Raw genomic sequence first — 21,193 nt, 5'->3', positions numbered from 1 at the left:
TCTCAGCCGAGGCGGCCGGCAGCGTGGGCGAGGAACAGATAGACGCGGCCGGTGTCGGAAACGAGCTGACCCTGCGAGAGGCGGCCGCTCGGATCGCGCTGATCCGACTCGCCGACGATGCGCTCGAAATCGGACAGATAGCGGTTGACCGCGTTCAGCAGGTCGCCGTCGGTGCGGCAGCGATGGGCCACATCGTCGAACAGCATGCGGCCCTCGTTGCCGTAGATGCTGCGCACCATGACGCCGCGCTGGCCGGAGCGGATGCGCGACCAGATCGCGGCTGCGGTTGCCGGGTCGAGCGCACGGGCGATGGCTTCTAGATCGAGATTGAATGCGGGTGGCGCGTTGTGCGCGGCGGCCTGCGCTTCCTCGTCGCGAGAGGCGCGTGCAAGCAGGTCTCCGAGCGACCAGCCTTCGCGGACATCGGGGACCGGAGCGCGCTGGCGCTGACGGTTGCCGAGTTCCTGGGCGATGGTCGAGGAAAGAGAAGTGATAGAGCGGGCCTGCTCATGCGGCGAGCGGCGCGGCGGTTGGGGTGCGGGCTGAATCGTCTCGGCGTGCAGCGGCGGCGGGGGTACCACGTCGCGCTGCGTCGCAGTGCGTGCGGCGAGCTGGGACAGCTGGTCGAGCGCCTTGATCTGATCCTGGAGAGCGCGGCGCATGCCTTCGGAGCTTTCCTGCGCGGTGACCGGCAGGCGCTCCATCTCGCTGCGCAGACGCTGCTGCTCGGCGGCGATTTCCGCGGCGGTGCGCGTCGCCTGCTGGCGCATCTCTTCGGACGTCTCGGTGAAACGGTTGGTGAGCGAGCCTAGCTCGCTGGTGACGGCGGATGACACCACGTTGAGGCGGTTGCGCAGATCTTCCAGGGTGCGCTCGCTCTCGGCGGCGGCCGAGGCGCGCATGCGCTCCAGCTCGTTGCGGGCGCGCTGGTCGGCATCGGTGAGCGAGCCGACGATCGAGGTGGAGTAATCGCCGACGAAGTTGGAGAACTCGTCTGCCTTGCCGGACAGCCGGTCCAGTGTTTCGTTCAGCTCGGCGTGGCGCGTCTGCAGCGTCTTGTCGATCTTGAAGTTGACGGTTTCGAGCGCGTTGGCCGCCTTCATGATCTGCTGGCCCTGGTTCTCGAAACGACCAGTGATGCCGCCGATCTGGCCGAGCAGGTTCTCGGAAATGCTCTTCAGAAGCTCGGACTGGTTGGCGAGGCCTTCCATTGCCTTGATGGACTGGCGCGAAATGTTCTCGGACGCGCGGCGAACCGAGTTGATGCCGTGCATGAGCGCTTCGTCGAGGTCGGTCGCCTGCTTGCCGATGGTTTCGCGGAAGCTGATGGCATGCGCGTCGAGGGCGTTGGTGAGCGCCTGGGTCTTGTCGACGACGGCGGAATCGATGGCCTGCGTCGAGCGCATGATGGATTCATCGAACATGCGCAGGCGTTCGCCGAAGGCTTCGTCGAGGGAGCGGGTGCGTTCGACGAGCTGGTAATCGAGCGCCTGAGCGCGATTGGCGAGCGCGGCGTCGAGGGCGCGGGCGTATTCCTCGAAGACGGTCTGCAGGTTCTCGGTGCGGTTGGCGAGCGAGGAATCGAGCTGCAGGAGCTGGCTGTCGAAGGTGGTTTGCAGTTCCTCGGTGCGGCTGCCGAGGGCGTCGGCAAGGGCGGTGGTGTAGTCGTGCAGGACGGTCTGCAACTGCTCGGTGCGATTGCCGACCGAAGTTTCGAGACTGCCGACGCTGGTGGCGAGCGAGGTCTCGAGCATGGTGAGGTTTTCACCTGCGCCCTCGATGACCTGCGCCAGCTTGACCTGCTGTTCCGACAGCTTCTCGATGAGGGTGGGGATCTCGCTGCCGAGGCGCATCAGGCTTTCGGTGACGCGGTCGGACGTATTGACGAGCGCGTGGCGCTCGCCCGACAGCTCGGAGATCAATCCGCGGATCTTGCGCTCGTTCTCCTCATAGGAGCGCTCGAGCACAGAGACCTCGTTGTGGACCATGGCTTCCAGCTCGCCGGCGCGGCCGAGTGCGCGCGAGACGGCGTCGTTCATGAAGCCGACCTGCCGGCGCACGGCCTGGCCGAGGGAAGCTGCATTCTGCTCCGCGAGCCGGTCGGGCTCGGCGAGGCGGATGGCAACCTCGGTCATGGTGGAAGAGCGCAGACGCAGCTCCTCAGTGCGCCAAGCCAGCAGCGCCATGAGCCAGAGCAGGCCAATGGGTACGATGATCGCAGCCAGTGTGAGGAATGCGGTAGGGCGCGTCAGCAACTCGAGGGTGCTTGCGCCACTGCTGTCGGTGATGACCGAAGCAATCGCGAATGCGGAGCCGAGCACGCCCCAGATACCGCTGGCGATGGCGGCGAATTTGAACGGCGCGTTGGATGGTTTCTGCTGAAGCGCGAAGATGAGACCGCCGATGGAGGGGCCGTCATCGTTAGCAGCGATCCGATTGCGCGAAGGTCCGGCGGGACGGCGGCGCGCCATGCGGCGACGCGGTGCACCTGTGCCGGGTTCGGCGCTCTCCTCGTCATCATCGTCGGAAGAAGCCGGCGGCTCCAACAGCGATTGCTCCTCGGGCGGCAACTGCGGCGGCGCTGCCGGCGGGGCGCTCTGGGGAATAAAATCGCTCTGGGGAATGAAATCGGTGCGGGGAGCGGCGCTGCCGGGAAGGGGCGGCGGAAGAAGCTGGATAGGGGGCGGGGACTGGCCGAATGAAGGTTCGGCCGGGCCGATAGCCGAAGACGACGCGGTTCCGTCAGCAGGTAGCAACAAAGATGGCTCGGAACGGGCATCGTCCTCATGCTCGTCGAGCGTGTTCTTGTCCTGCGCCATCGCCCCGTCCATGCCTGACGCGTCTCCTCACCCCGGTTCAAAAGAGCACGCGTTCGACGGGAGTCCGCAGGCCATTTCAGAGCGGCGCTCAGCTCCATCCCTCGGGAGCCAACCCCTGCGGCCGCAACAGAAAAGCCATTCCACCCGTCACTACAACGCTTGGCCGGATTTTGGGGCGAAAGAAAGGTGCATTCCGCCTGCCGATTCCGGCGCACTCACAGCGCGCGATTCGCCCGAAGGTTAATGCTCAAGTTGAAGTGGCGCAATTTACCGGCACTTATAAGCTGTGTGTGACGCTCGATGGTCGTTTTGCGTGGCAGGGAAGCCGTTTAGGCGAAAACAATGGTCAATTCAGCGACCGCGTTCAGCTCCGACTTTGCGCCGAACCGCGCGGATGCTCCCGTGGACCTGGCGCACCTGAGGCGCTTCACCATGGGAGACGAGGCGCTAGAGCTGGAAATCCTTGGCCTGTTCTCGGGTCAGCTGCCGATCACCATAGCCGCGCTGAAAGAGGCCGACACCGAGAAGGCCTGGGGGATCGCCGCACACACGCTCAAGGGGTCGGCCCGAGCCGTTGGCGCCTGGTCGCTCGCCACCATCGCCGAGAATGCGGAGCGTCTTCGTCCTATGCCGGACGCTGCCGCGCGCGGGCATGTCATCGAGCGGTTGGAGGCGGCTGCGGACGCAGTGCAGGAATACATTGCCTCTCTTGCGCCCTCGGCCTGATCTCTGACCTTCGTCGGGGGCGGCCGCGACTGTCGCACGCTTGAATTCAGCAGCCTTGCCGACTATTGGTGCGGTCAAATTAACCGCCGCCCAGGCGGATTCTCGCCCGGCTCTAACGATGCCGGGGGCGCCATTCGGAGTTTCACGCCACAACAATGGTAAAGATCACTTTCATCCAGCCCGACGGAGCCGAGCAGGTGGTCGAGGCGGAACCGGGCGTTACGCTCATGGAATCGGCAAAATTGAACGACGTGCCCGGCATAGATGCCGAGTGCGGCGGTGCATGCGCCTGCGCAACGTGCCACGTCTATGTGGATGATGCATGGCGCGAGAAGACCGGAACTCCTTCGCAGATGGAGGAGGACATGCTGGATTTCGCCTTCGACGTTCGCGAATCCAGCCGACTGAGCTGCCAGATCAAGCTGACGCCAGATCTCGACGGACTTGTCGTGCGCGTGCCGGCGAAGCAGTTCTGAGACCTTAAGAGGGGTCCGAGATGAGCCTGGATGGAAACGTGGTCGAGCCAACGGGGCCGATCGAGACGGATGCCGTCATCGTTGGCGCGGGGCCGGTCGGCCTTTTCGCCGTGTTCGAGCTAGGTCTGCTCGATGTGAAGGCGCACGTCGTAGACATTCTCGACAAGCCCGGCGGGCAGTGCGCCGAGCTCTATCCGGAAAAACCGATCTACGACATTCCGGCGCTGCCTTCGGTGAGCGGGCAGGAACTTGTCGACCGGCTGATGCAGCAGATCCAGCCGTTCGGGCCAACATTCCACTTCGGCGAGCGGGTCGATGTTCTGGAGCGGCTTGCCGATGAGCGCTTCCGGCTGAAGACGGACGCGGGCACGGAGTTCATCGCGAAGGTGGTCGTCATTGCGGCCGGCGGCGGGTCGTTCACGCCGAAGCGTCCGCCGCTCGAGGGCATCGAAGCCTTCGAAGGCAGCTCGGTGCTCTACTCGGTGCGGCGCATGGAAGCGCTGCGGGACAAGGCGGTGCTGATTGTCGGCGGCGGTGATTCTGCGCTCGACTGGACGCTCAATCTGCAGCCGATCGCCAAGAGTCTGACGCTGCTGCATCGGCGCGATGATTTCCGCGCCGCTCCGCACTCTGTCTCGAAGATGCGCGAGCTGGTCGAGACGGGGGACGTGCGGCTGATGATCGGTCAGGTTAGCGCGTTGCAGGGAAGCGGCGATAAGCTCGAAGGCGCGATCATCAAGACGAAGGATGGCGAAGAGCGGATCGACGTCGATGTGATGCTGCCGTTCTTCGGTCTGACGATGAAACTCGGCCCCGTTGCGAACTGGGGCCTTGCGCTTCACGAGAACCTCATTCCTGTCGACACGGAGAAGTTCGAGACCAGCGAGAAGGGCATTTTCGCGGTCGGCGACATCAACACTTATCCGGGCAAGCTGAAGCTCATTCTTTCCGGCTTCCACGAGGTTGCGCTGATGGCGCAGCAGGCCGCGAGATACGTCTATCCCGGCAAAAAGATGATGTTCCAGTACACCACCTCGTCGTCCAGCCTGCAGAAGAAGCTGGGCGTCAGCTAGCGCGCCTGTAGTACCAGCGCACGAGGCTATGGCGGAGGCGCTGCGGCAGCGCCTCTATCGCGCGCTTGAGCGACGGGCGGGCAAATCGCAGATAGGCGTGCGTGAACACTGCGCCCTTTGCCGATAGCGGCAGGGCCCAGCTCGTTACTGCGTGTGTCCCGTCGGCGCAGCGGAGCTTATATTCATCGGCGGGCGCGAGGAGATCGAACGTCGCGCAGCCCATAGTCACAGCCTGCTTCACCATCTCATGCAGCAGAAGCGTGCCGACGTTTTCCTTCGCAAAGCGGGCGTCGAAGGCGAACACGTGACCGAGCATTCGATCCTTACAGGCGACTACGATGTTGGCTGCAGCGAGTTCCTCGCCGGCGCGGAGGGTGAACACGCGTGTTGCGGCCGGCCTATTGCTGGCGCGTGCGACGTCGGCGAAGAAGGAATCCAATTTGTTGTCAGCAAAGGCGGGCGATGGGAGCGCGCGCTCGATCAGCTGACGCCGCTTCATGTCGATGACTGCGGGCGCGACGACGCCTGCTGCGGCCCCACCATCGAGGGTCTCGTGGACTACGGGGCCGGTGCTACCCAGCCGTCGCGTGGCGGCGCGGAATTTCTTGCGCGCGTGGGCCGAGAAGCGCTGCATGAATGCTTCGGGCTCTTCGATGGCGCGCAGATCGATATAGGGAGCCTCCAGCCGCTGCGTCGGGATTGCACCAATGCTCTTGAGCAACGGCGTGAGCGCTGCGTCCTCGCGCACGCGCGGCATCCAGAGAAGGTCGGGGCGCAAACTCGCGCGGACCGTTTGCCAAGCCTGTTGCAGCCAACGCTGTGCATCAGGCGAGGTCTCGATCACGGCGTCGCTGTATTGGCTGACGGGGTCGCCGAGGGTCGTCAGCGCAGTGATGCCGGCGGTCAGGCGTTCGACGACGAGCGGCCAGACAAACACGAGACGGCCATTTGATCGCGCGGTGACGATGGCGAGGCGCTGGGCGATGGAGCTGCCGTCGAGGTAGTGATCGCACCAGTGCGCGCACCAGTCGAAGCTCTGGAATGCGTGCGAGCCTTGGGCGGCGCGCTCAAAGAGAGCGTTCCAGTCAGCTTCGAGCGCAGCAAAGTCGGACTTGGTTGAGATGATCGATACTTCGACGCCGGCGTCCGGCGTGTCCACGCCGGTGGTGCAGGCCGCGGCCGGCGTGTCCACGCCGGTGGTGCAGGCCGCGGCCGGCTGCTTGGCCGGGTAGGCTTCGAACGACTCGACGCCATTGCTGCGCAATGCAGCGGATCGCGAACTCATGGATGATCCCGGCACGTTGGCGTTGAGAATGCGGTTGCACCCGCTAAGTGAGCAAGCACCGTGCCAGCCAATCGTTAATGAGCTCAGAGCACTGCGATCTCTGTGATGCTCAAGGTAACGAGAGCGCAAACGGTGAGCCAAACGGCCACGCGGCCGCGGAAAGAGGCCGGTCCGCGATCGAGGACGAGCAGCGTGGCGAGCAGCGCGGTGCCGCAAAGGTTAATGATGACCACGCCGGCGAGGCCCAATCCATGACCTGCGGATGTGCCTTCCAGGAACAAGGCGCCGGCAATGCCGATGAGCAGTGCGCCGCAGACGCGCGGCCAGAAACCGGTGTCGGGCCGCGGAAGGCCCAACAGGCGCAGCGTGGTCAACGGAAGTGTGGCGAGGAAAATGCCGACCGAGAACTTCAACAGGGTTTCAAGCCACAGGAGCTGTTGCACTCAGGCGCGCTCCGCTGCTCAGTCGGTGCTGTTGTCCATCGGGTTCTTGGACTTGTAGCCGGTGGTCGAGCTGGAGCTGCCCCAGCCTGAGAACAGGCCGTCATCCTGCTGCGGCGGGGGAGCGGATGGCGTGTAGTCGCCCGCGAGATGGCGCCCGAGATCGGCCTTGATGGTGCGAGTCTTGGCGTCCGTGCAGTACTCGCCTTCGGCGGCAACAGCCTTGGCGACGGCGTTGAACGAGACGTCGTACATGTGCTCCAGCTTGGCGACGTCCTGTGTGACGGGCTGCTGGCGCTCGAAGTTCAGGTAGTTGGTCTTCAGTTTGGCGGGATCGAAATTGAAGCCGCATTTGATGGCGCGGGCTGAGACCGTACCGACCTGGAAGGCGCGGGCGGGGCCGTCGTTTGTGGGGGCCGCGGGCTTGCTCTCGCCCAGCAGGGAGCCGGTGGACAGCAGCTCGCTGCCGCTCGTGCCGCAGCCTGCCAGCGCGAGTGTCGCAAGAGCCAGCAAAAGCGAGCTTGCGGCCTTCATGACGTGCCCCTCATTTGCGTGCATGCGGCCCATCCATCCGCGCGGACCTTAGCGCCAATTGCCGTGCCGTCAATCGCGCTTCCCCCAATGTTTTCGAGCGGTCTAGGCAACTTTGCCCGCTTGTTAACGCATCAGTTCCGCAGTCGCCCGGTCGAGGCCTTCGAGGGTGAGCGGGTACATCCTGCCCTGCATTATGTCCCTGATCATGGCAATTGATTGCGTATAGCCCCACTGATGTTCGGGCACGGGATTGAGCCAGACGGCGTGGGGCCAGGTCTCGATGACGCGGCGCAGCCAGAGGGCGCCAGGTTCGGGGTTCATGTGCTCGACCGCACCGCCCGCGTGGGACAGCTCGTATGGGCTCATCGAGGCATCGCCGACAAACACCACCTTGTAGTCCGCGGGGTAGGTGTGGAGCACGTCCCAGGTAGGCGTGATGTCGGTGCGGCGCCGCGCGTTGCTCTTCCACAGCGCCTCATAGATGCAGTTGTGGAAGTAGTAGTATTCGAGATGCTTGAACTCTGTGCGTGCGGCGGAGAACAACTCCTCGACGCCTTTGATGTGCCAGTCCATCGATCCGCCGACGTCGAAGAACATCAGCACCTTCACCGCATTGCGGCGCTCGGGCAGCATGCGGATGTCGAGGTAGCCCTTTTCGGCGGTGCCGCGGATGGTTCCGCTGAGATCCAATTCCTCGGCGGCGCCGGTGCGCGCGAAGGAACGCAGGCGGCGCAGAGCAACTTTGATGTTGCGCGTGCCAATCTCGACCTTGTCGTCGAGGTCTTTGAACTCGCGCTTGTCCCAGACTTTGATGGCGCGGCGGTGTCGGCTTTCCTTCTGGCCGATGCGAATGCCGGCAGGGTTGTAGCCGTAGGCGCCGTACGGCGACGTGCCTCCGGTGCCGATCCACTTGTTGCCGCCGGAGTGGTGCTCTTTCTGTTCTTCGAGACGCTTCTTCAGCGTCTCCATAATCTTCTCCCAGCCGCCGAGCTCTTCGATGCGCTTCTTGTCTTCATCGGAGAGGTGAGGCTCGGAGATGAGGCGCAGCCACTCCTCGGGGATCTCCGCCTGCTCCACACCTTCGGGGAGTGTTACGATACCTTTGAAGACTTCGCCGAACACGCGGTCGAAGCGATCGAGGTTGCGCTCGTCCTTCACGAGGCAGGCGCGCGAGAGGAAGTAAAAGTCGTCGATGTTGCGCTGAGTGACGCCGGCTTCGAGCCCTTCGAGCAGCATCAGGTATTCCTTCAGCGACACGGGCAAGCCGGCCTGCTTCAGAGCGTGAAAGAACCTGACGAACATTTTTCTGGGGTCCCGCGTGGCTCGTGGTGGCGGGCAGCATAGGAAACGCGCGCCAGTGTGCCAACTGGCGGTCCCTGCCGGGCGCGTGCCGCGTGACGGGTTGCCGCTATTTGCCGGCGTTGCTGGCGACAGGCTTCATGGAGCTGGCGCCCCCGCCGCCGCCAAAGAGCAGGTCGTTATCGTCGATATACCAGCGCTCGACCTCGACGATCTCGGGCGGCTTGCCGCTAGCCAGCAGCCAGCCGTCGACGGCGAATTTCTGCTTGGATTTGTTCTCGACAAGAATGCCGGCGTAGTGCGTCCAGCCGCTCCAGCCACGGCGGATGTCCTCCTTGACGTACATGGAGCCGACCGCGTGATGGCGGAACAATTTGTGGCGTTCCATGATCAGCATGTAGCTGGTGAGGTTGGTGGCGACATCGACGCAGTCCATCTGGCCTGGGTCGCCGTTGCCCGCCATGTCGTCCCCTGGCCGGTCGCCAGCGGTGCCAACCGCGGTGTCGGCGCGGTGACCCATCCAGGCGATTGCCTTCTTGGTCGCTTCGCGCTCGGCGGCTGGTGATGCGGTGCCTGGAGCCATCAGTTTGGCAACCTCGGCGATGTCAGCCGGTGTGAACTTGAAAGGTGTTTGGGTGCGACAGCCGTATGCGCTGCAAACGAACACGCGATCGCCCTCTGGCATGCGTGCCTTGTATTTCTGGTAGTGGACTTCGATGGGGCCGGCGCCGCTGTACGCGCAGCCGGCAAGCAGACTACACATCGCTGCGGCGGCGACGGCCGCTGCTCGCGTATGCCGCGGCGTATCGCTGGTTCGATGCAAGATCACGAAGCGCGTCTACCTTCGACGGTCATTTCATTCGTGGCTAACACGCGAACTGAGTCGCTTCAGCGCTCGGGTGGTGATCCGCAGCAATCCCTGTGCAGAGAGCAAAAGTGATGCAGAGCTGCATGGATCGCGTACGCAGATAAAAAAACCGCCCTGGCGAGCCAGGGCGGTTCAAGTAACTGAGAGAGATAGAAGAGAGGCGATCAGAAGTTGATCAGAGCGCCGCCCTTGATGTAGTCGAAGTCTTCAACCGAGCAGCCACCGAGGCCAACGAGAGCCGCGTTGCCGTTGGTGCAGCCAACGCCGGAGATGTCGGCGCTGACGTGGCGGTAGGAGAGCCACAGAGACATCGCAGCAGCGTCGATTTCCTGAACCACACCAAGACCCCAGAGCTGCGTGCTGGCAGAGATGCCGAGGTCAACGAAGGTATCCGGGTTAGAGTTCGAGAACTTCTCGTACTCGCCGTAGAGAACCGTATGACCCAGTGGCGTCCAACGCTCACGCAGACCACCCTTGATGTAGTAGGTGTCGCCCGATGCACGGTTGAGGCCGCCAGCGAACGTGTTGGTGATGTTGCCGTCAGCATCCGTGATGACCGTGGCCGCGGTTACGCCGTTCGGGTCGATGTGACCGTAGGCGCCATACAGCCAGAGGCCGGTCGGCACGTGCTCGACGTAAGCACCGAGCTGGAAGTAATCGACCCAACGGTTGTCATACTGGGCGCTAGTCGGAACGATGGCGGCGATGTTGCCGACGTCGTTGATCGCGACGCCCGTGTTGGTGATGCCCGGCTCCGTGAAGAAGTCCTGGCTGAACTGGGTGTAGGCAGCGGCAGCAGCAAGCTTGAAGCCGTTGAATTCACCCGAGTAGCGAGCCGCGACGTCCCAGAAGTCGTCTTCGCCCCAAGCGGCCGAGAACGAGAACCCGGCGAAGGTTGGAGAGTCGTAACGGACCGAGTCACGCGGAGCGCCGAAGCAGTCACCGCCTGCACCGCCACCGCCGTAGCAGAAGCCACCGAACTGCTGCCAGTTGAACTGGGTCAGAGCGCCGCTGGTGCTGTTGCGGAGAGCAAAGCCGTTGTAGTCGAACATCACCCAGTTGGCAGGAACGAGCGAGCCCGAACCGTCAACGAGGATTGCAGCGTTATCCGAAGCGGACGACTGGAGACCGACGCCGATCTTGCCGAGATGGTCGCTCTTCAAGAACCAGTAGGACTGGAGGAGCTGAACCGAGTAGGCACCCGACGAAAGGTTGTTCGGCTGGAGCGCCGACGGATTGTGCTGCGAGTACTGGTTGATGGTGAGCGAGTCGCTGTCCATCGCTTCGACGTGGATCACGTAACCAGCAGACCAGCCTGGAGAGATCGTGGCCTGACCGGTGAACTTGAAGTGCGAAGCAAGCGTGGAGCCGAGGCCCGTCACGTAGACGTTCTGCTCACCGCCGTCATCCCACCACATGACCTGCTCGCCGACCCAACCGGAAATGGTCAGCGAAACCTTCCGGTTGCCCTTACGGGCTGTCGTTGCTTCGAGCTCGGCAATGCGCTCTTCGAGATCGGCGCAGCAGTTGCCCCCAAGGTCGGCTGCAGACGCGCTGCCGGCGGAGAGACCGCCCGCCAGCAGGCCCGCTGCCACCAGGGCGCTAAGGCTGAATTTATTCATCATTAGTCTCCCGTCTTCATCTCAGCTGATGGCGGACGCTGAACTGGTTCTACGCGAGACAAGAAACCGCCTTAGCAATGCGCAGTGCGATTTCCCTCAGGTATCGCTGCGTGCCAGGGGGGACACTGCTGTGATTCGCCGGAGTGCAACAATTAGGCAGTGGCGAATTGGTGGTGACGAATCCACGAGTGTGGCGAAGGGGCAACGAGAGTCATTACGGTAACGGGTTCGTAAGAGGCTTCGTGTAGAGGCCGGAAGTTGGGCGCGGTGAGTTGCGAAGGCCATTGAAAGGGTCCTGCAACGCAACGGCTTACCGTTCGGCGGTGAGTGGGCGCCACAAACAAGAATCCCAGCACCGGTTTGCCAGCATCAGGTTTCGCTAGGCGCGAGCAAGTCCGGCCTGCTTCGGGGCGGATTTTCGCTGGGGATGGTCTGTGGATAAGCCAAGCTGGGGGCTAGCCACCGGCGCATTGTTCGCTTTGGGAGCGAGCGGCGCTGGTGTCGGTGGGGCAGACTTCTGGCCTGGCCCTGGAGGCAGGTTGGCGCGGCAGCCGCGCTGCGGCGCAATAATGAAGACAGCTTCCAGAACGGGAGGCTTGGGCTTCGCGCCGCAAGAATGCTGGTTCCAGAGCGGCAGCTCGAGGGCGCCCGCCATTTTGCTAAACGGGTCTGCCGGGGCTCAAAAGCAAGAAGCCGCCCCGAGGGGCGGCTTCCGCTATCTTATGTAGGACGTGGTGCTCAGATCAGAAGTTGATGAGCGCGCCAGCCTTGATGTACTGGAAGTCTTCGTAGCTGGTAGCCGTGTCGTTGCTGTAGTCGAGGTGACGGTAGGACACCCAGAGCGACATAGCAGCAGCGTCGATCTCCTGGACAACACCCAGACCCCAGAGGTTGAACTCGGTGTCGGAGCCGATGTTCGCGAAGGCGCCGCTTGCCTCGTTGTTCTCGTACTCGCCGTAGAGAACCGTGTGGCCCAGCGGGGTCCAACGCTCACGCAGACCAGCCTTCACGTAGTACGTGTCGGAGTCGCCGGTGGCGAGGTCATACTGAGAGTTGCCGTAAGCGCCGTAGACGAACAGGCCAGTCGGAACGTGCTCGAGGTAGGCACCGACCTGGAAGTACTGGAAGGTGTCACCGATACGAGCGGCCGGGAGCCAGTTCTCGCTGCTGTTCTCGTTGTAGGCAGCAGCAGCGGCGAACTTGAAGCCGGCGTGCTCACCCGCGTAGCGAGCGGCGACGTCCCACATGTCGTCTTCGCCCCAAGAGGCCGACACGGAGAAGCCACCGAAGGTCGGCGAGTCGTAACGAACGACGTTCTGCGTCCAGCCGTTGCAGTCGCCGAGAGCGCCGCCGCCGACGCAGCCACCCGTGGAGCCCCACTTGGTGCCCGTCAGAGTGCCGTTCGACTGACGGATGTAGAAGCTGTTGTAGTCGAACGCGACCCAGTTGGCGGGAACGAGCGAGCCCGAACCGTCAACGAGGATGGCGGTGTTGTCGGAAGCCTGCGACTGAAGACCGACGCTGACCTTGCCGAGATTGTCGCTCTTGATGAACCAGAACGACTGCAGGAGGCCGATGCCATCCGTACCGGACGGGTCCTTCGACCAATCCTGGCTGATGCCGAGCGAGTTCTTGTTGCGAGCCTCGATGTGGAGGACGTAACCGGCATACCAGCCCGGAGAGATCGTGGCCTGGCCGGTGAACTTGAAGTGCGAGGACAGCGTGCCGCCGATGTCGCCGACGTAGACGTTCGACTCGTAGCCGTCATCCCAACCGACGACCTGCTGGGCGACCCAGCCCGAAATCGTCAGAGAGACCTTGCGGTTGCCCTTGCGAGCGGTGGTGGCCTCAAGCTCTGCAATGCGCTCCTCAAGATCGGCGCAGCAGTTGCCCCCCAAATCCGCGGCCGAGGCGCTACCAGCGGAAAGACCGCCAGCCAGCAGGCCTGCTGCCACGAGGGCACCCAAACTATACTTTTTCATTGACCTACTCCCGTCTGCTTACTTTATCCGGCGACGCCACGCACAAGTGCCGCCTACTCCCTACGAAACTCGACGCAACCTCTTATTCATTCTCACCGCGGCGGTCGCGAGACCGAATCACCGCTCGGGGAGAAAGATTAAGCAGAGATTGATTGCCCAGGAAACAGGCGGGGTGCCCAATCCCGCGGAATCCAGAGGGCTTGTGTCTCGATGGCCACGTTACGCATTTTGGCCACAAACGTCTGTGTCCCCACGCAATTTCCCATTTTTCGCCGTGCTCTAGGGTGTCGTTTATCCCCAAAGTGGACAGGTTGGGTGCGGGCCGTTCTCGGGTTCGGCCGCTGGCGTCGGGGTCGAAATCGCCGTTCGGGTTGGGTCGGTAACTTGCCTTACGTTGGTCCGGCTGAGCGCCGCGAGCCCTGAAGGTTCTATAATAGGAGAGTATGGCGCGTTGTCGGCTCTTCAAATGAATAGGTGCGCCTTTGATGAGGCGCCCGGCAGCGGCGGGTGGCTGCGGCAACGCACCCGAGCCTCAATCTTATATTCTTCCTTTAACTGTCATTCGCTTGCCCAAATCACGGGGCTACATTATTCTGTTGCAGCGCAATACGCGGCGCCAATCGATCGAGACGCTCGCCTCCGGGGGACGAAGCATGATTGTCATGCGGGGCGGCGCGCCGGTCGAAAGACTGTCGGAAGGAAACCTCGTACAGGGCTGTTAATCCGCTGCAAAGAAGGCTCGCGCCAAGGAGTGATGTTCTTGGGGCGAGGTTTCGGCAGAGGAGCATGTCAAGTGCGCGTATCCAACGCCGACGAGGGGCGCCCAAACGGCACGGAAAGCAGAAGAAGATAAATGGATGCGACGCGGTTGGACCGGCGATCGGTCCTGATGACGGCGGGTGCCTTCGCGATGCTGGGATTAGGCATGCGAACGGACATGGTCGCCCGTGCGCTTGCCGAACCGGTGACGGATGCGGCAACCGCTTTCAATCCGATGCTTGTGCAGAACCTTGCGCAGCAGCTTTCGGAGAGCGACTTCGTTCCTCCCGAGCTGACGCTGCCCGACTCGTTCAAGCAGCTGTCCTACGATCAGTTCCGCGACGTGCGCTTCCGTACGGATCAGGCAATCTGGCGCGGCGACAAGATCGATTTCGAGCTGCAGCTGCTGCCGGTGGGCTGGCTCTATAATACGCCGGTGGAGATCTGGCTGGTCGACGGCGCTTCGGCGAAGCGTCTCAAGGCGGACGGAAACCTGTTTTCGATCGGACCGCTCATCAAGGATGCGGGGCCCGGCGCGCCGTATGGCTTCTCCGGTTTCCGCGTGCACGGTCCGATCAATCGCCCGGATTATTACGACGAGTACATCGTCTTCCAGGGCGCCAGCTATTTTCGTGCGGTGGGCCGCGGGCAGCTCTATGGGTTGTCGGCGCGCGGTCTCGCGATCAACACAGCGCGGGCCGGTGGCGAGGAATTTCCGCTTTTTCGAGCTTTCTGGGTCGAGAAGCCTGCACAGGGTTCCCGTTCAATCGTTATTCACGCACTTCTCGATAGCGTGTCGACAACGGGTGCGTACCGATTTGTTGTCGAGCCCGGCGAAGCCACCACTGTGGAAGTGGAGGCGACACTCTATCCCCGTCGTGCGCTCACCCATGTCGGCTTAGGGCCGCTTACCAGCATGTACCTGCACGGTCCCGGTCATCATCGCATCGATGACGATTTCCGCCCGGCTGTCCACGACAGCGACGGACTGGCCATCTTCAATGGCAACAGCGAGTGCATCTGGCGCCCGCTCACCAATCCGCGCACGCTGCAGATCAGCGCGTTCCTCGACAAGAACGTGAAGGGCTTTGGACTGTGCCAGCGGGCGCGCTCGTTCCATTCCTATGAAGACCTGGAAGCGCGCTACGAGAAGCGCCCCAGTCTTTGGATCGAGCCGAAGGGCACGTGGGGTTCGGGCTATGTCGAGCTGATCGAGATTCCGACCACGGTCGAGATCCACGACAACATCGCCGCGTACTGGAAGCCGGCAACCGGCCCGGCAGCAGGTGCGCCTTATTCGTTCGCCTATCGCATGTATTGGACGGAGACGCTGCCGATCGGTTGGGCGGGCGCTTCGACGGCGGCGACTCGTGTCGGACGCGGCAAGCGCGACGGCACTACGAAATTCGTTGTCGACTTCACAGGACCGGCGGTGACGCCGGTGCGTCAGTTGCCGGTTGCTGTGGTCACCTCGAACCCGGGCACGGTGTCCGACATCGCGGTGCACGAGAATCCGGAAGCGAACGGTGTCCGCGTGAGCTTCGAGCTCGATCCGGGCGGAACCGATCTTTGCGAACTTCGTTTGGCTTTGAAGCTTGGTGATCAGCAGATCTCCGAGACCTGGCTCTATCGATGGACAAGGTCATGAGCGACATCACTGTGGCCGGCCAGAAAATCGGTCGCATTCCCGACGCGAGCAGCCCCGAGCTGCTGCCCGCGGAGTTGCCGCTCGACATGCCTGATCAGGACTTCAAGGCGCGCGGTGCGAAGCCGCGCCGCCGGCCGGGCTACTGGATGCCCCGCGCTGCGGTCTTCACCGGTGCTGCATTGCTTACGGCGGCGTTTGCCATCGAGCTCTATGGCGTGCTGGCGGTTGAGCAGGCGACGCCGCTGCAGTTCCTGTTCCTCATTCTCTCGACCATCGCATTCGGGTGGATCGCGCTTGGCTCGCTGAACGCGGCGCTGGGCTTCATTCCCCTGTTCGGAGGCGAGAAGGCCGACACCATCGATCTGCCGCAGCCCGGCTCTCCGCTGAGCACGCGTACGGCGTTGCTGTTCCCCGTCTATCACGAGGATCCGGCGCGCATTGCCGGCACGGTGCAGGCGATTGCGCTCGAGCTGCAGTCGATGGACAGCGCCGCAGCGTTCGATGTCTTTATATTGTCCGATACCCGTGATGAGCGTGACGGCGCTGCCGAAGAGAGCGCTTACCGTGCGCTGCGTCACCGGCTGAAGGATATCATTCCTGTTTATTATCGCCGGCGGCGTGAGAACCATGCGCGCAAGGCTGGCAACATCAAGGATTGGGTACGGCGCTTCGGCGGCGCATACGAGCACTTCGTTATTCTCGACGGCGACAGCGTCATGTCTGGGACGACGCTGGTGCGGCTTGCGCTGGCGATGCAACGCGACCAGACGGCGGGTCTCATCCAGACTGTGCCTCGGCTGACCGGCGCTACGACGCTGCTGCAGTACCTCACGCAGTTCGCGTCGAATGTTTATGGGCCACTGGTTGCTGCGGGTCTTGCCTTCTGGCATCGCGACCAGGGCAACTACTGGGGCCACAACGCCATCATTCGCACGATTGCCTTTGCTTCGGCGGCAGGCTTGCCGTCGTTGCCGGGCAAGGCGCCGTTCGGTGGAGACATCCAGAGCCATGACTTCGTCGAAGCGGTGCTTTTGGCGCGTGCCGACTGGGGCGTGCACATGGTGCCGACGGTCGAGGGCTCGTATGAAGGCCAGCCGCCGACGCTTCCCGACGTGGTGGCGCGCGACCGGCGCTGGGCGCAGGGCAACCTGCAGCACCTCGGCATCGTGTTCACCTCGAACATCACGACGATGGGCCGACTGCACCTTTTGATGGGTGCTACATCCTATCTGATGTCGCTGGTGTGGGCTTCGTCGCTGGTGGTCGGCATCGTGCTGGCCTTGCAGGGCCAGCAGATGATCCCGAGCTACTTCATCGACGAGAAGACGCTGTTCCCCGTGTGGCCGGTGACGGACCCGGGCGCGGCGCTGCGGTTGTTCTTCGCCACGATGCTGATCGTGCTGATGCCGAAATTCCTGGGCCTCGCGCTCGAACTGAAGCGCGTGCATCAGGCGCGTGAGACCTACGGCTCGGCGCGGGCGGTTATGGGTGTCGTCACGGAGACGCTGTTCTCCATCCTGCTGTCGCCGATCCTGATGGTGACGCAGACGGCGGCGGTGTTTCAGGTGTTGTTCGGCATCGATTCCGGTTGGCGTGCGCAGAGCCGCGACGGTGCCGGCATCACCTTCTCGGATGCGGTGCGCTATCATCGCTGGCACATGCTGATCGGCGTGGTGATGGGCTTTGCCTGCTATGAGGCGTCGGCCTTGGTCCTTGCCTGGATGGCGCCGGTGATCATCGGCCTGGTGCTGGCCGCGCCGCTGAGCTGGCTGACGTCGCGTCCGGCAGCCCGGCCACTGCGTTTGCTGCTGTCGACCCGCGATGGTCGCACGCCGCCGGCGATCGTCGAGAGTGCGCGCAAGGCGTCTGGCGAGTGGGCTGACCACATCGCAATGCGCTCGCTTGAAGCAAGCAACGTGGTGGAAATCAGGGCGGCTTGATTTTTCGTAGCTGACACAAGCGTCGGCGAGCTCGCCTGACGTCGACGTCTCACGAGGCGATGGCCGTGCATTTTTGCGCCGCCGATTCACGTCCTCGCTGGTAGACGCTCGGACGATCGGGGCGCTCGCGCCGGGGCGCCTTGCGCCCTTGCCGGCTTCGCGGCCAAGTGGCGGAGCGGTCGACACCCACGGATTGCTTCAGCTTGCGTCAGGGGTGGATGTCGCGTTGCGGCGGAAGGCTTCGGCGAGCATGTCGCGGGCGCGCACGGGCGGCGCGCTGATGAATGGCAGCGGGCGGCACACTTCTACGGCGGCGGCCCCGACTCGTGCGGTCAGTGCGCCGTTGAAGGCACCTTCGCCCAGTCGCCGAGACAGCCTGCGCAGCAAGTCCTGGCCGAGGAATTGACCGAGCAGATCGTCGGTCAGAGCAACGCCGCCGGTCGCCAGGATATGTCCGACGACGAGCCGGCCGAGCCGCAGTGCGCCAAGCGGTCCCGGGCGTCCGCCGTACAACCCGGCGATAGTGCGCAGCATGCGCAGGTTTTCGATCAGAACGTAGAGCATGGCGATCCACGGCATCGGGCTGATGGCCGTGACCATGCCGATGCGCTTGGCTGCTGCGAGAACAGTGCGGCGCGCTTCCTGGTCGAGCGGCATGATCAACTCGCGATCGGCAAGGGAAAGCAACTCGCCCGGATCAAGGACGGCTCGCTCGTGCTCGGAGAAGCGCGCAAGCTGCCACTGCAAGTCGGGTCGGCCGGCGAGAATTCTCTTGAGATCGCGCAGCGCGCGGCGCTCGCTCTGCATATCGCCGGTGTCGATGGCGTGCGACACCTCCTGGCGTAACGCGCCGAGGCGGGCGAGGCGGAACAGGCCGTAGATCTCGCGGAAGATCAGAACGAGGGTCGAAAGGCCGACGAGGCAAAGCAGCGCGAAGGCGAGCCAGCCCACCCAATCCTGGCGATCGAGCGCGACTTCCACGTAGCGGGTGAACCAGGTAACGGTGGCGAGCGCGAGAAGTCCGGCGAGGCCGGACAGAAGCATGGCGCCCCAACGGATACCGCGGGAAAGATCGCCGGCGGTCGGACGCACCGTGGTGCGCTGTGCCTGGCGCCGGCGGCGGCCTGCAAGAGGTCCGGTTTCGGTTACCGGAGGCGCGCGCGGCGGCTCGGCGGCGGCGGCGCGCAAGGCCGGGTCGTCGGGCGAGAATGCACGCGGGCGGCGGATGTCGTTGTCGGACGTCATGCGAATTTCCCGATCATCACGCGAGCCAATCCGAGAGCAGGAAATTGAGGGCGCGGTCGAGCCGGATGTGCGGCAGGGGTGGGGACTCTCCGTCGATGCCCGGAGGCATGAGCCGGGGCGGACGGAAGCGGACGAAATGCAACCCGGCCGGCGCTGCCCCGGGCTTCAGAGCGTTGCGTGGATTTGCCTGCAGGTCACCTGGAAACACAGCAGCTTCGGTCTTGCCGTCGAACACCCTGTCGCCGATGCGCTCGCCCGGCATTGGCACGCCGACAATGCAGGGCAGCCACTCGTTGCCGACCTTGGCGTCGGTCTCCCTGGTGGCGCGCAGGGCGGCGAGGGCCTGGACGCCGACATCGGCGCCGGTGTCCTCGGCGCGGCCCATAGCGCGATCAATGATGACGCGCAGGATCGCTTCCAGCCGGTCGTGGCTCGATGAATTGATGTGGTCGGCCTTGGTGGCGGCGAACAGCAGCTTGTCGATACGGCGGGGGAAGAGGGCTGTAAGCCAGTTGCCCGAGCCAATGCGGAAAACGCGCAGGATGGCATTGAGGGCGCGCTGGAGATCGACGACGGCGTCGCCGCCCTCGTTCAGCGGGCCGAGCACGTCGACGAGCACGATCTGGCGATCCAGCCGGCTGAAATGATCGCGGAAGAAGGGCTTTACGACGTGGGTCTTATAGCTCTCGAAGCGGCGCGCCATCATCGCCGCGAGCGAGTTGCGGCCGTAACTCGGCTTTTCGCCGAGGAGCAGCGGGCAGAACGTGAGCAGCGGCGAGCCTTCGAGATCGCCGGGCAACAGGAAGCGGCCGGGGCCGGTGGTGTGCAGAACGTGGTCGTCGGCGCGGGCGGCTTTCAGGTATTCGGCAAAGAGCTGGGCGCCGCGCTGGGCGATCTTCTCGTCCTTCGGGGCATTGGGATCGACGGTGGCGAGGAACTCTCGCCAGGCTTTGGAGTGCGCCTGGCGGCGCGGGGCGAGGGCTTGCTCAACCGCCTCGGCGCACCACTGCTCGTAGGTGATCTCCAACAGCGGCAGGTCGATCAGCCATTCGCCTGGGTAATCCACCACATCGAGGTTGAGGCGGGAGACACCGAGGGCGCGCCGCAGCGCACTTGCCGAGCGATATTCGATGGTGATGCGGACCTGGCTGAGCCGGCGGGTGCTTTCGGGCCAGTCGGGCGGGTCGCGGGCGAGATCTTCCAGGTGCCCCTCGTAGTCGAAGCGGGGTACCTGATCGTCCGGCTGCGGCTCGAGGTAAGCGCGCTCGATGCGGCCCTCGGCCTCGGGAAGGAAGAAGGGCAGGCGGCCACCTGAGACCAGATTGCGGATCAGCGCGGTGATGAAGATGGTCTTGCCGGCGCGGGACAACCCGGTGACGCCGAGCCGCAGCGTCGGAGTCATCATGTCGCTCAGCAGGGCGCCGGCGCGGTGCCAGGGCTGGCGCGTTGGATCGTCCAGGGCGGGTGGCGGCGATGTTACGGACAAAGGGGACCTCTCGCGGTCCCCTTAGCTAGTGCGAAGCAGCGGTGGCGGCAAGCCAGCCGCGCGTATCGCGCGTCAGCCGTAGAAGACGACGAGCACGGCGGCCGCCATGACGACGGTGCCCATGAGAATGATCAGGCTGCTGCGGATGAACTCGGCCATGAAATCCCTCCACACGGATTACGTGATTGTTAGGTACAGTTTAGCGCGTGACCTTTGAACGGAAGCTGAAGCTTGCTGTCAGGTGGCATTCATATTTTGTGTCGGCTGCGCAATCCTCATTGCGGCGAGCCTGTTGCCAGAGGCGCTGGAGCGGCCGGCATCGCGGTCCAGCCCTTTTCCGGCATCGAAATGGTGATGCGACGCTGGTCGAGCTGCTGCTCGGAGAGCCATGGCAGCGTGCGCTCGAAGACGACGGGCTCGACCTTGCTGGCAAAAAGACGCTCGACGAGGTCGGGCCGTGGCGGCGCCGCAGTGACGAGGCTGAGCGAGAATTTATAGTCTCCGGCTTCCTCGGCGATCTTCGGGAACGGGTTGCCGACGGGATAGAAGCGAACGGTATCGGTGAAAGTGCCGTGGCCGGGGATCGACAGCGGGGCGAATGAGCGGTTGGGGGCGTCGGCGTCGACCTGATGCTCTCCCAGGAAGGCGCTGTAATAGCGTTTCGTCTTGTGGGATTTCAGGTCCTCGACGTTCAGCTCCATCGAGAGGACGGTGCCGGTGCGGGCGCCCGAATTGGTGATGGTCACCGGCACGACGAAGACCTCGGTGTCGCCGCCGCCGTCGCGCGCATACTGAACGACGGGTGGGACGTAGACCTCGATCTCAGCGGTCTTGAAGCTCGATTCGTAAAGCGAGAAGCCCGAGATCACGAGGGCCAGGGCAGACAGGACTGTCGCCTGAATGCCGCCGTAGCCGATGGCGGCGGTGAGGCTTGCGAGCGCGCGCTCGTCCCCCGGGTGTGGCCCGCTGGTGGTTGGCATGTCGTCTCCCC

The 21,193-nt window shown here is 63.7% G+C and carries 16 protein-coding genes; 5 read left to right on the top strand and 11 right to left on the bottom strand.

Going from position 1 to position 21,193, the window contains the following annotated elements; all coding sequences use genetic code 11:
• Window positions 1–2: 2 nt before the first annotated feature.
• The gene (locus NDB2M4_RS09300) at window positions 3–2,831 is read right to left on the bottom strand and encodes an apolipoprotein A1/A4/E domain-containing protein (RefSeq protein ID WP_244536116.1); all 2,829 of its coding nucleotides are present in this window, start codon (window positions 2,829–2,831) and stop codon (window positions 3–5) included.
• Between the two features lie 330 nt (window positions 2,832–3,161).
• On the opposite strand from NDB2M4_RS09300, the gene NDB2M4_RS09295 reads away from it, so the two are divergent.
• From NDB2M4_RS09295 to NDB2M4_RS09285, 3 genes are all read left to right on the top strand, one after another.
• On the top strand, window positions 3,162–3,545 hold the full coding sequence (locus NDB2M4_RS09295) for an Hpt domain-containing protein (protein WP_072373716.1): 384 nt from the start codon (window positions 3,162–3,164) through the stop codon (window positions 3,543–3,545).
• 155 nt (window positions 3,546–3,700) lie between these two features.
• On the top strand, window positions 3,701–4,021 hold the full coding sequence (locus NDB2M4_RS09290; RefSeq protein ID WP_072373713.1) for a 2Fe-2S iron-sulfur cluster-binding protein: 321 nt from the start codon (window positions 3,701–3,703) through the stop codon (window positions 4,019–4,021).
• Between the two features lie 20 nt (window positions 4,022–4,041).
• Complete coding sequence (locus NDB2M4_RS09285) at window positions 4,042–5,094, top strand: NAD(P)/FAD-dependent oxidoreductase (protein ID WP_072373710.1); 1,053 nt, start codon at window positions 4,042–4,044, stop codon at window positions 5,092–5,094.
• On the opposite strand, the gene NDB2M4_RS09280 is transcribed toward NDB2M4_RS09285, so the two are convergent.
• From NDB2M4_RS09280 to NDB2M4_RS09250, 7 genes are all read right to left on the bottom strand, one after another.
• Window positions 5,087–6,379 (bottom strand): GNAT family N-acetyltransferase, encoded by a 1,293-nt coding sequence (locus tag NDB2M4_RS09280; RefSeq protein WP_072373707.1) that lies wholly within the window; start codon window positions 6,377–6,379, stop codon window positions 5,087–5,089. The two genes, NDB2M4_RS09285 and NDB2M4_RS09280, sit on opposite strands and share 8 nt — an antisense overlap.
• Window positions 6,380–6,462: 83 nt before the next feature.
• On the bottom strand, window positions 6,463–6,822 hold the full coding sequence (locus tag NDB2M4_RS09275; protein WP_072373704.1) for a hypothetical protein: 360 nt from the start codon (window positions 6,820–6,822) through the stop codon (window positions 6,463–6,465).
• A gap of 18 nt (window positions 6,823–6,840) precedes the next feature.
• Complete coding sequence (locus NDB2M4_RS09270) at window positions 6,841–7,377, bottom strand: hypothetical protein (protein ID WP_244536115.1); 537 nt, start codon at window positions 7,375–7,377, stop codon at window positions 6,841–6,843.
• A 99-nt stretch (window positions 7,378–7,476) separates the two neighbouring features.
• Window positions 7,477–8,655 (bottom strand): vWA domain-containing protein, encoded by a 1,179-nt coding sequence (locus NDB2M4_RS09265; protein WP_072373701.1) that lies wholly within the window; start codon window positions 8,653–8,655, stop codon window positions 7,477–7,479.
• A 106-nt stretch (window positions 8,656–8,761) separates the two neighbouring features.
• Window positions 8,762–9,481, bottom strand: coding sequence for a hypothetical protein (locus tag NDB2M4_RS09260; protein WP_072373698.1), 720 nt, complete (start codon window positions 9,479–9,481; stop codon window positions 8,762–8,764).
• Window positions 9,482–9,684: 203 nt separating this feature from the next.
• Complete coding sequence (locus tag NDB2M4_RS09255; RefSeq protein WP_072374946.1) at window positions 9,685–11,142, bottom strand: porin family protein; 1,458 nt, start codon at window positions 11,140–11,142, stop codon at window positions 9,685–9,687.
• Window positions 11,143–11,885: 743 nt separating this feature from the next.
• The gene (locus tag NDB2M4_RS09250; protein ID WP_072373696.1) at window positions 11,886–13,124 is read right to left on the bottom strand and encodes a porin; all 1,239 of its coding nucleotides are present in this window, start codon (window positions 13,122–13,124) and stop codon (window positions 11,886–11,888) included.
• Between the two features lie 925 nt (window positions 13,125–14,049).
• Here NDB2M4_RS09250 and NDB2M4_RS09245 point away from each other — a divergent pair.
• Window positions 14,050–15,531, top strand: coding sequence for an OpgD/OpgG family glucan biosynthesis protein (locus NDB2M4_RS09245; protein ID WP_244536114.1), 1,482 nt, complete (start codon window positions 14,050–14,052; stop codon window positions 15,529–15,531).
• Window positions 15,528–17,471: a glucans biosynthesis glucosyltransferase MdoH gene (gene mdoH, locus NDB2M4_RS09240; RefSeq protein WP_244536113.1), complete on the top strand. Its 1,944-nt coding sequence runs from the start codon at window positions 15,528–15,530 to the stop codon at window positions 17,469–17,471. Before NDB2M4_RS09245 ends, mdoH begins: the two co-directional genes overlap by 4 nt.
• Window positions 17,472–17,669: 198 nt before the next feature.
• Here the strand turns inward: mdoH and NDB2M4_RS09235 are convergent, their stop codons facing one another.
• The 3 genes from NDB2M4_RS09235 to NDB2M4_RS09225 all read right to left on the bottom strand — a co-directional run bounded on the left by NDB2M4_RS09235 (window position 17,670) and on the right by NDB2M4_RS09225 (window position 21,182).
• A complete protein-coding gene (locus NDB2M4_RS09235) occupies window positions 17,670–18,716 on the bottom strand; it encodes a YcjF family protein (RefSeq protein WP_072373687.1) in 1,047 nt (348 codons plus the stop codon).
• 16 nt (window positions 18,717–18,732) lie between these two features.
• Complete coding sequence (locus NDB2M4_RS09230) at window positions 18,733–20,202, bottom strand: YcjX family GTP-binding protein (protein ID WP_244536112.1); 1,470 nt, start codon at window positions 20,200–20,202, stop codon at window positions 18,733–18,735.
• A 275-nt stretch (window positions 20,203–20,477) separates the two neighbouring features.
• A complete protein-coding gene (locus NDB2M4_RS09225; RefSeq protein WP_072373684.1) occupies window positions 20,478–21,182 on the bottom strand; it encodes a hypothetical protein in 705 nt (234 codons plus the stop codon).
• Between the last annotated feature and the right edge of the window lie 11 nt (window positions 21,183–21,193).

Source organism: Hyphomicrobium sp. NDB2Meth4 (genome assembly GCF_900117445.1).
Classification (GTDB): domain Bacteria; phylum Pseudomonadota; class Alphaproteobacteria; order Rhizobiales; family Hyphomicrobiaceae; genus Hyphomicrobium_A.
Note: the sequence above shows the minus strand (reverse complement) of the source record. Positions and strands in the feature narration are given on the sequence as shown.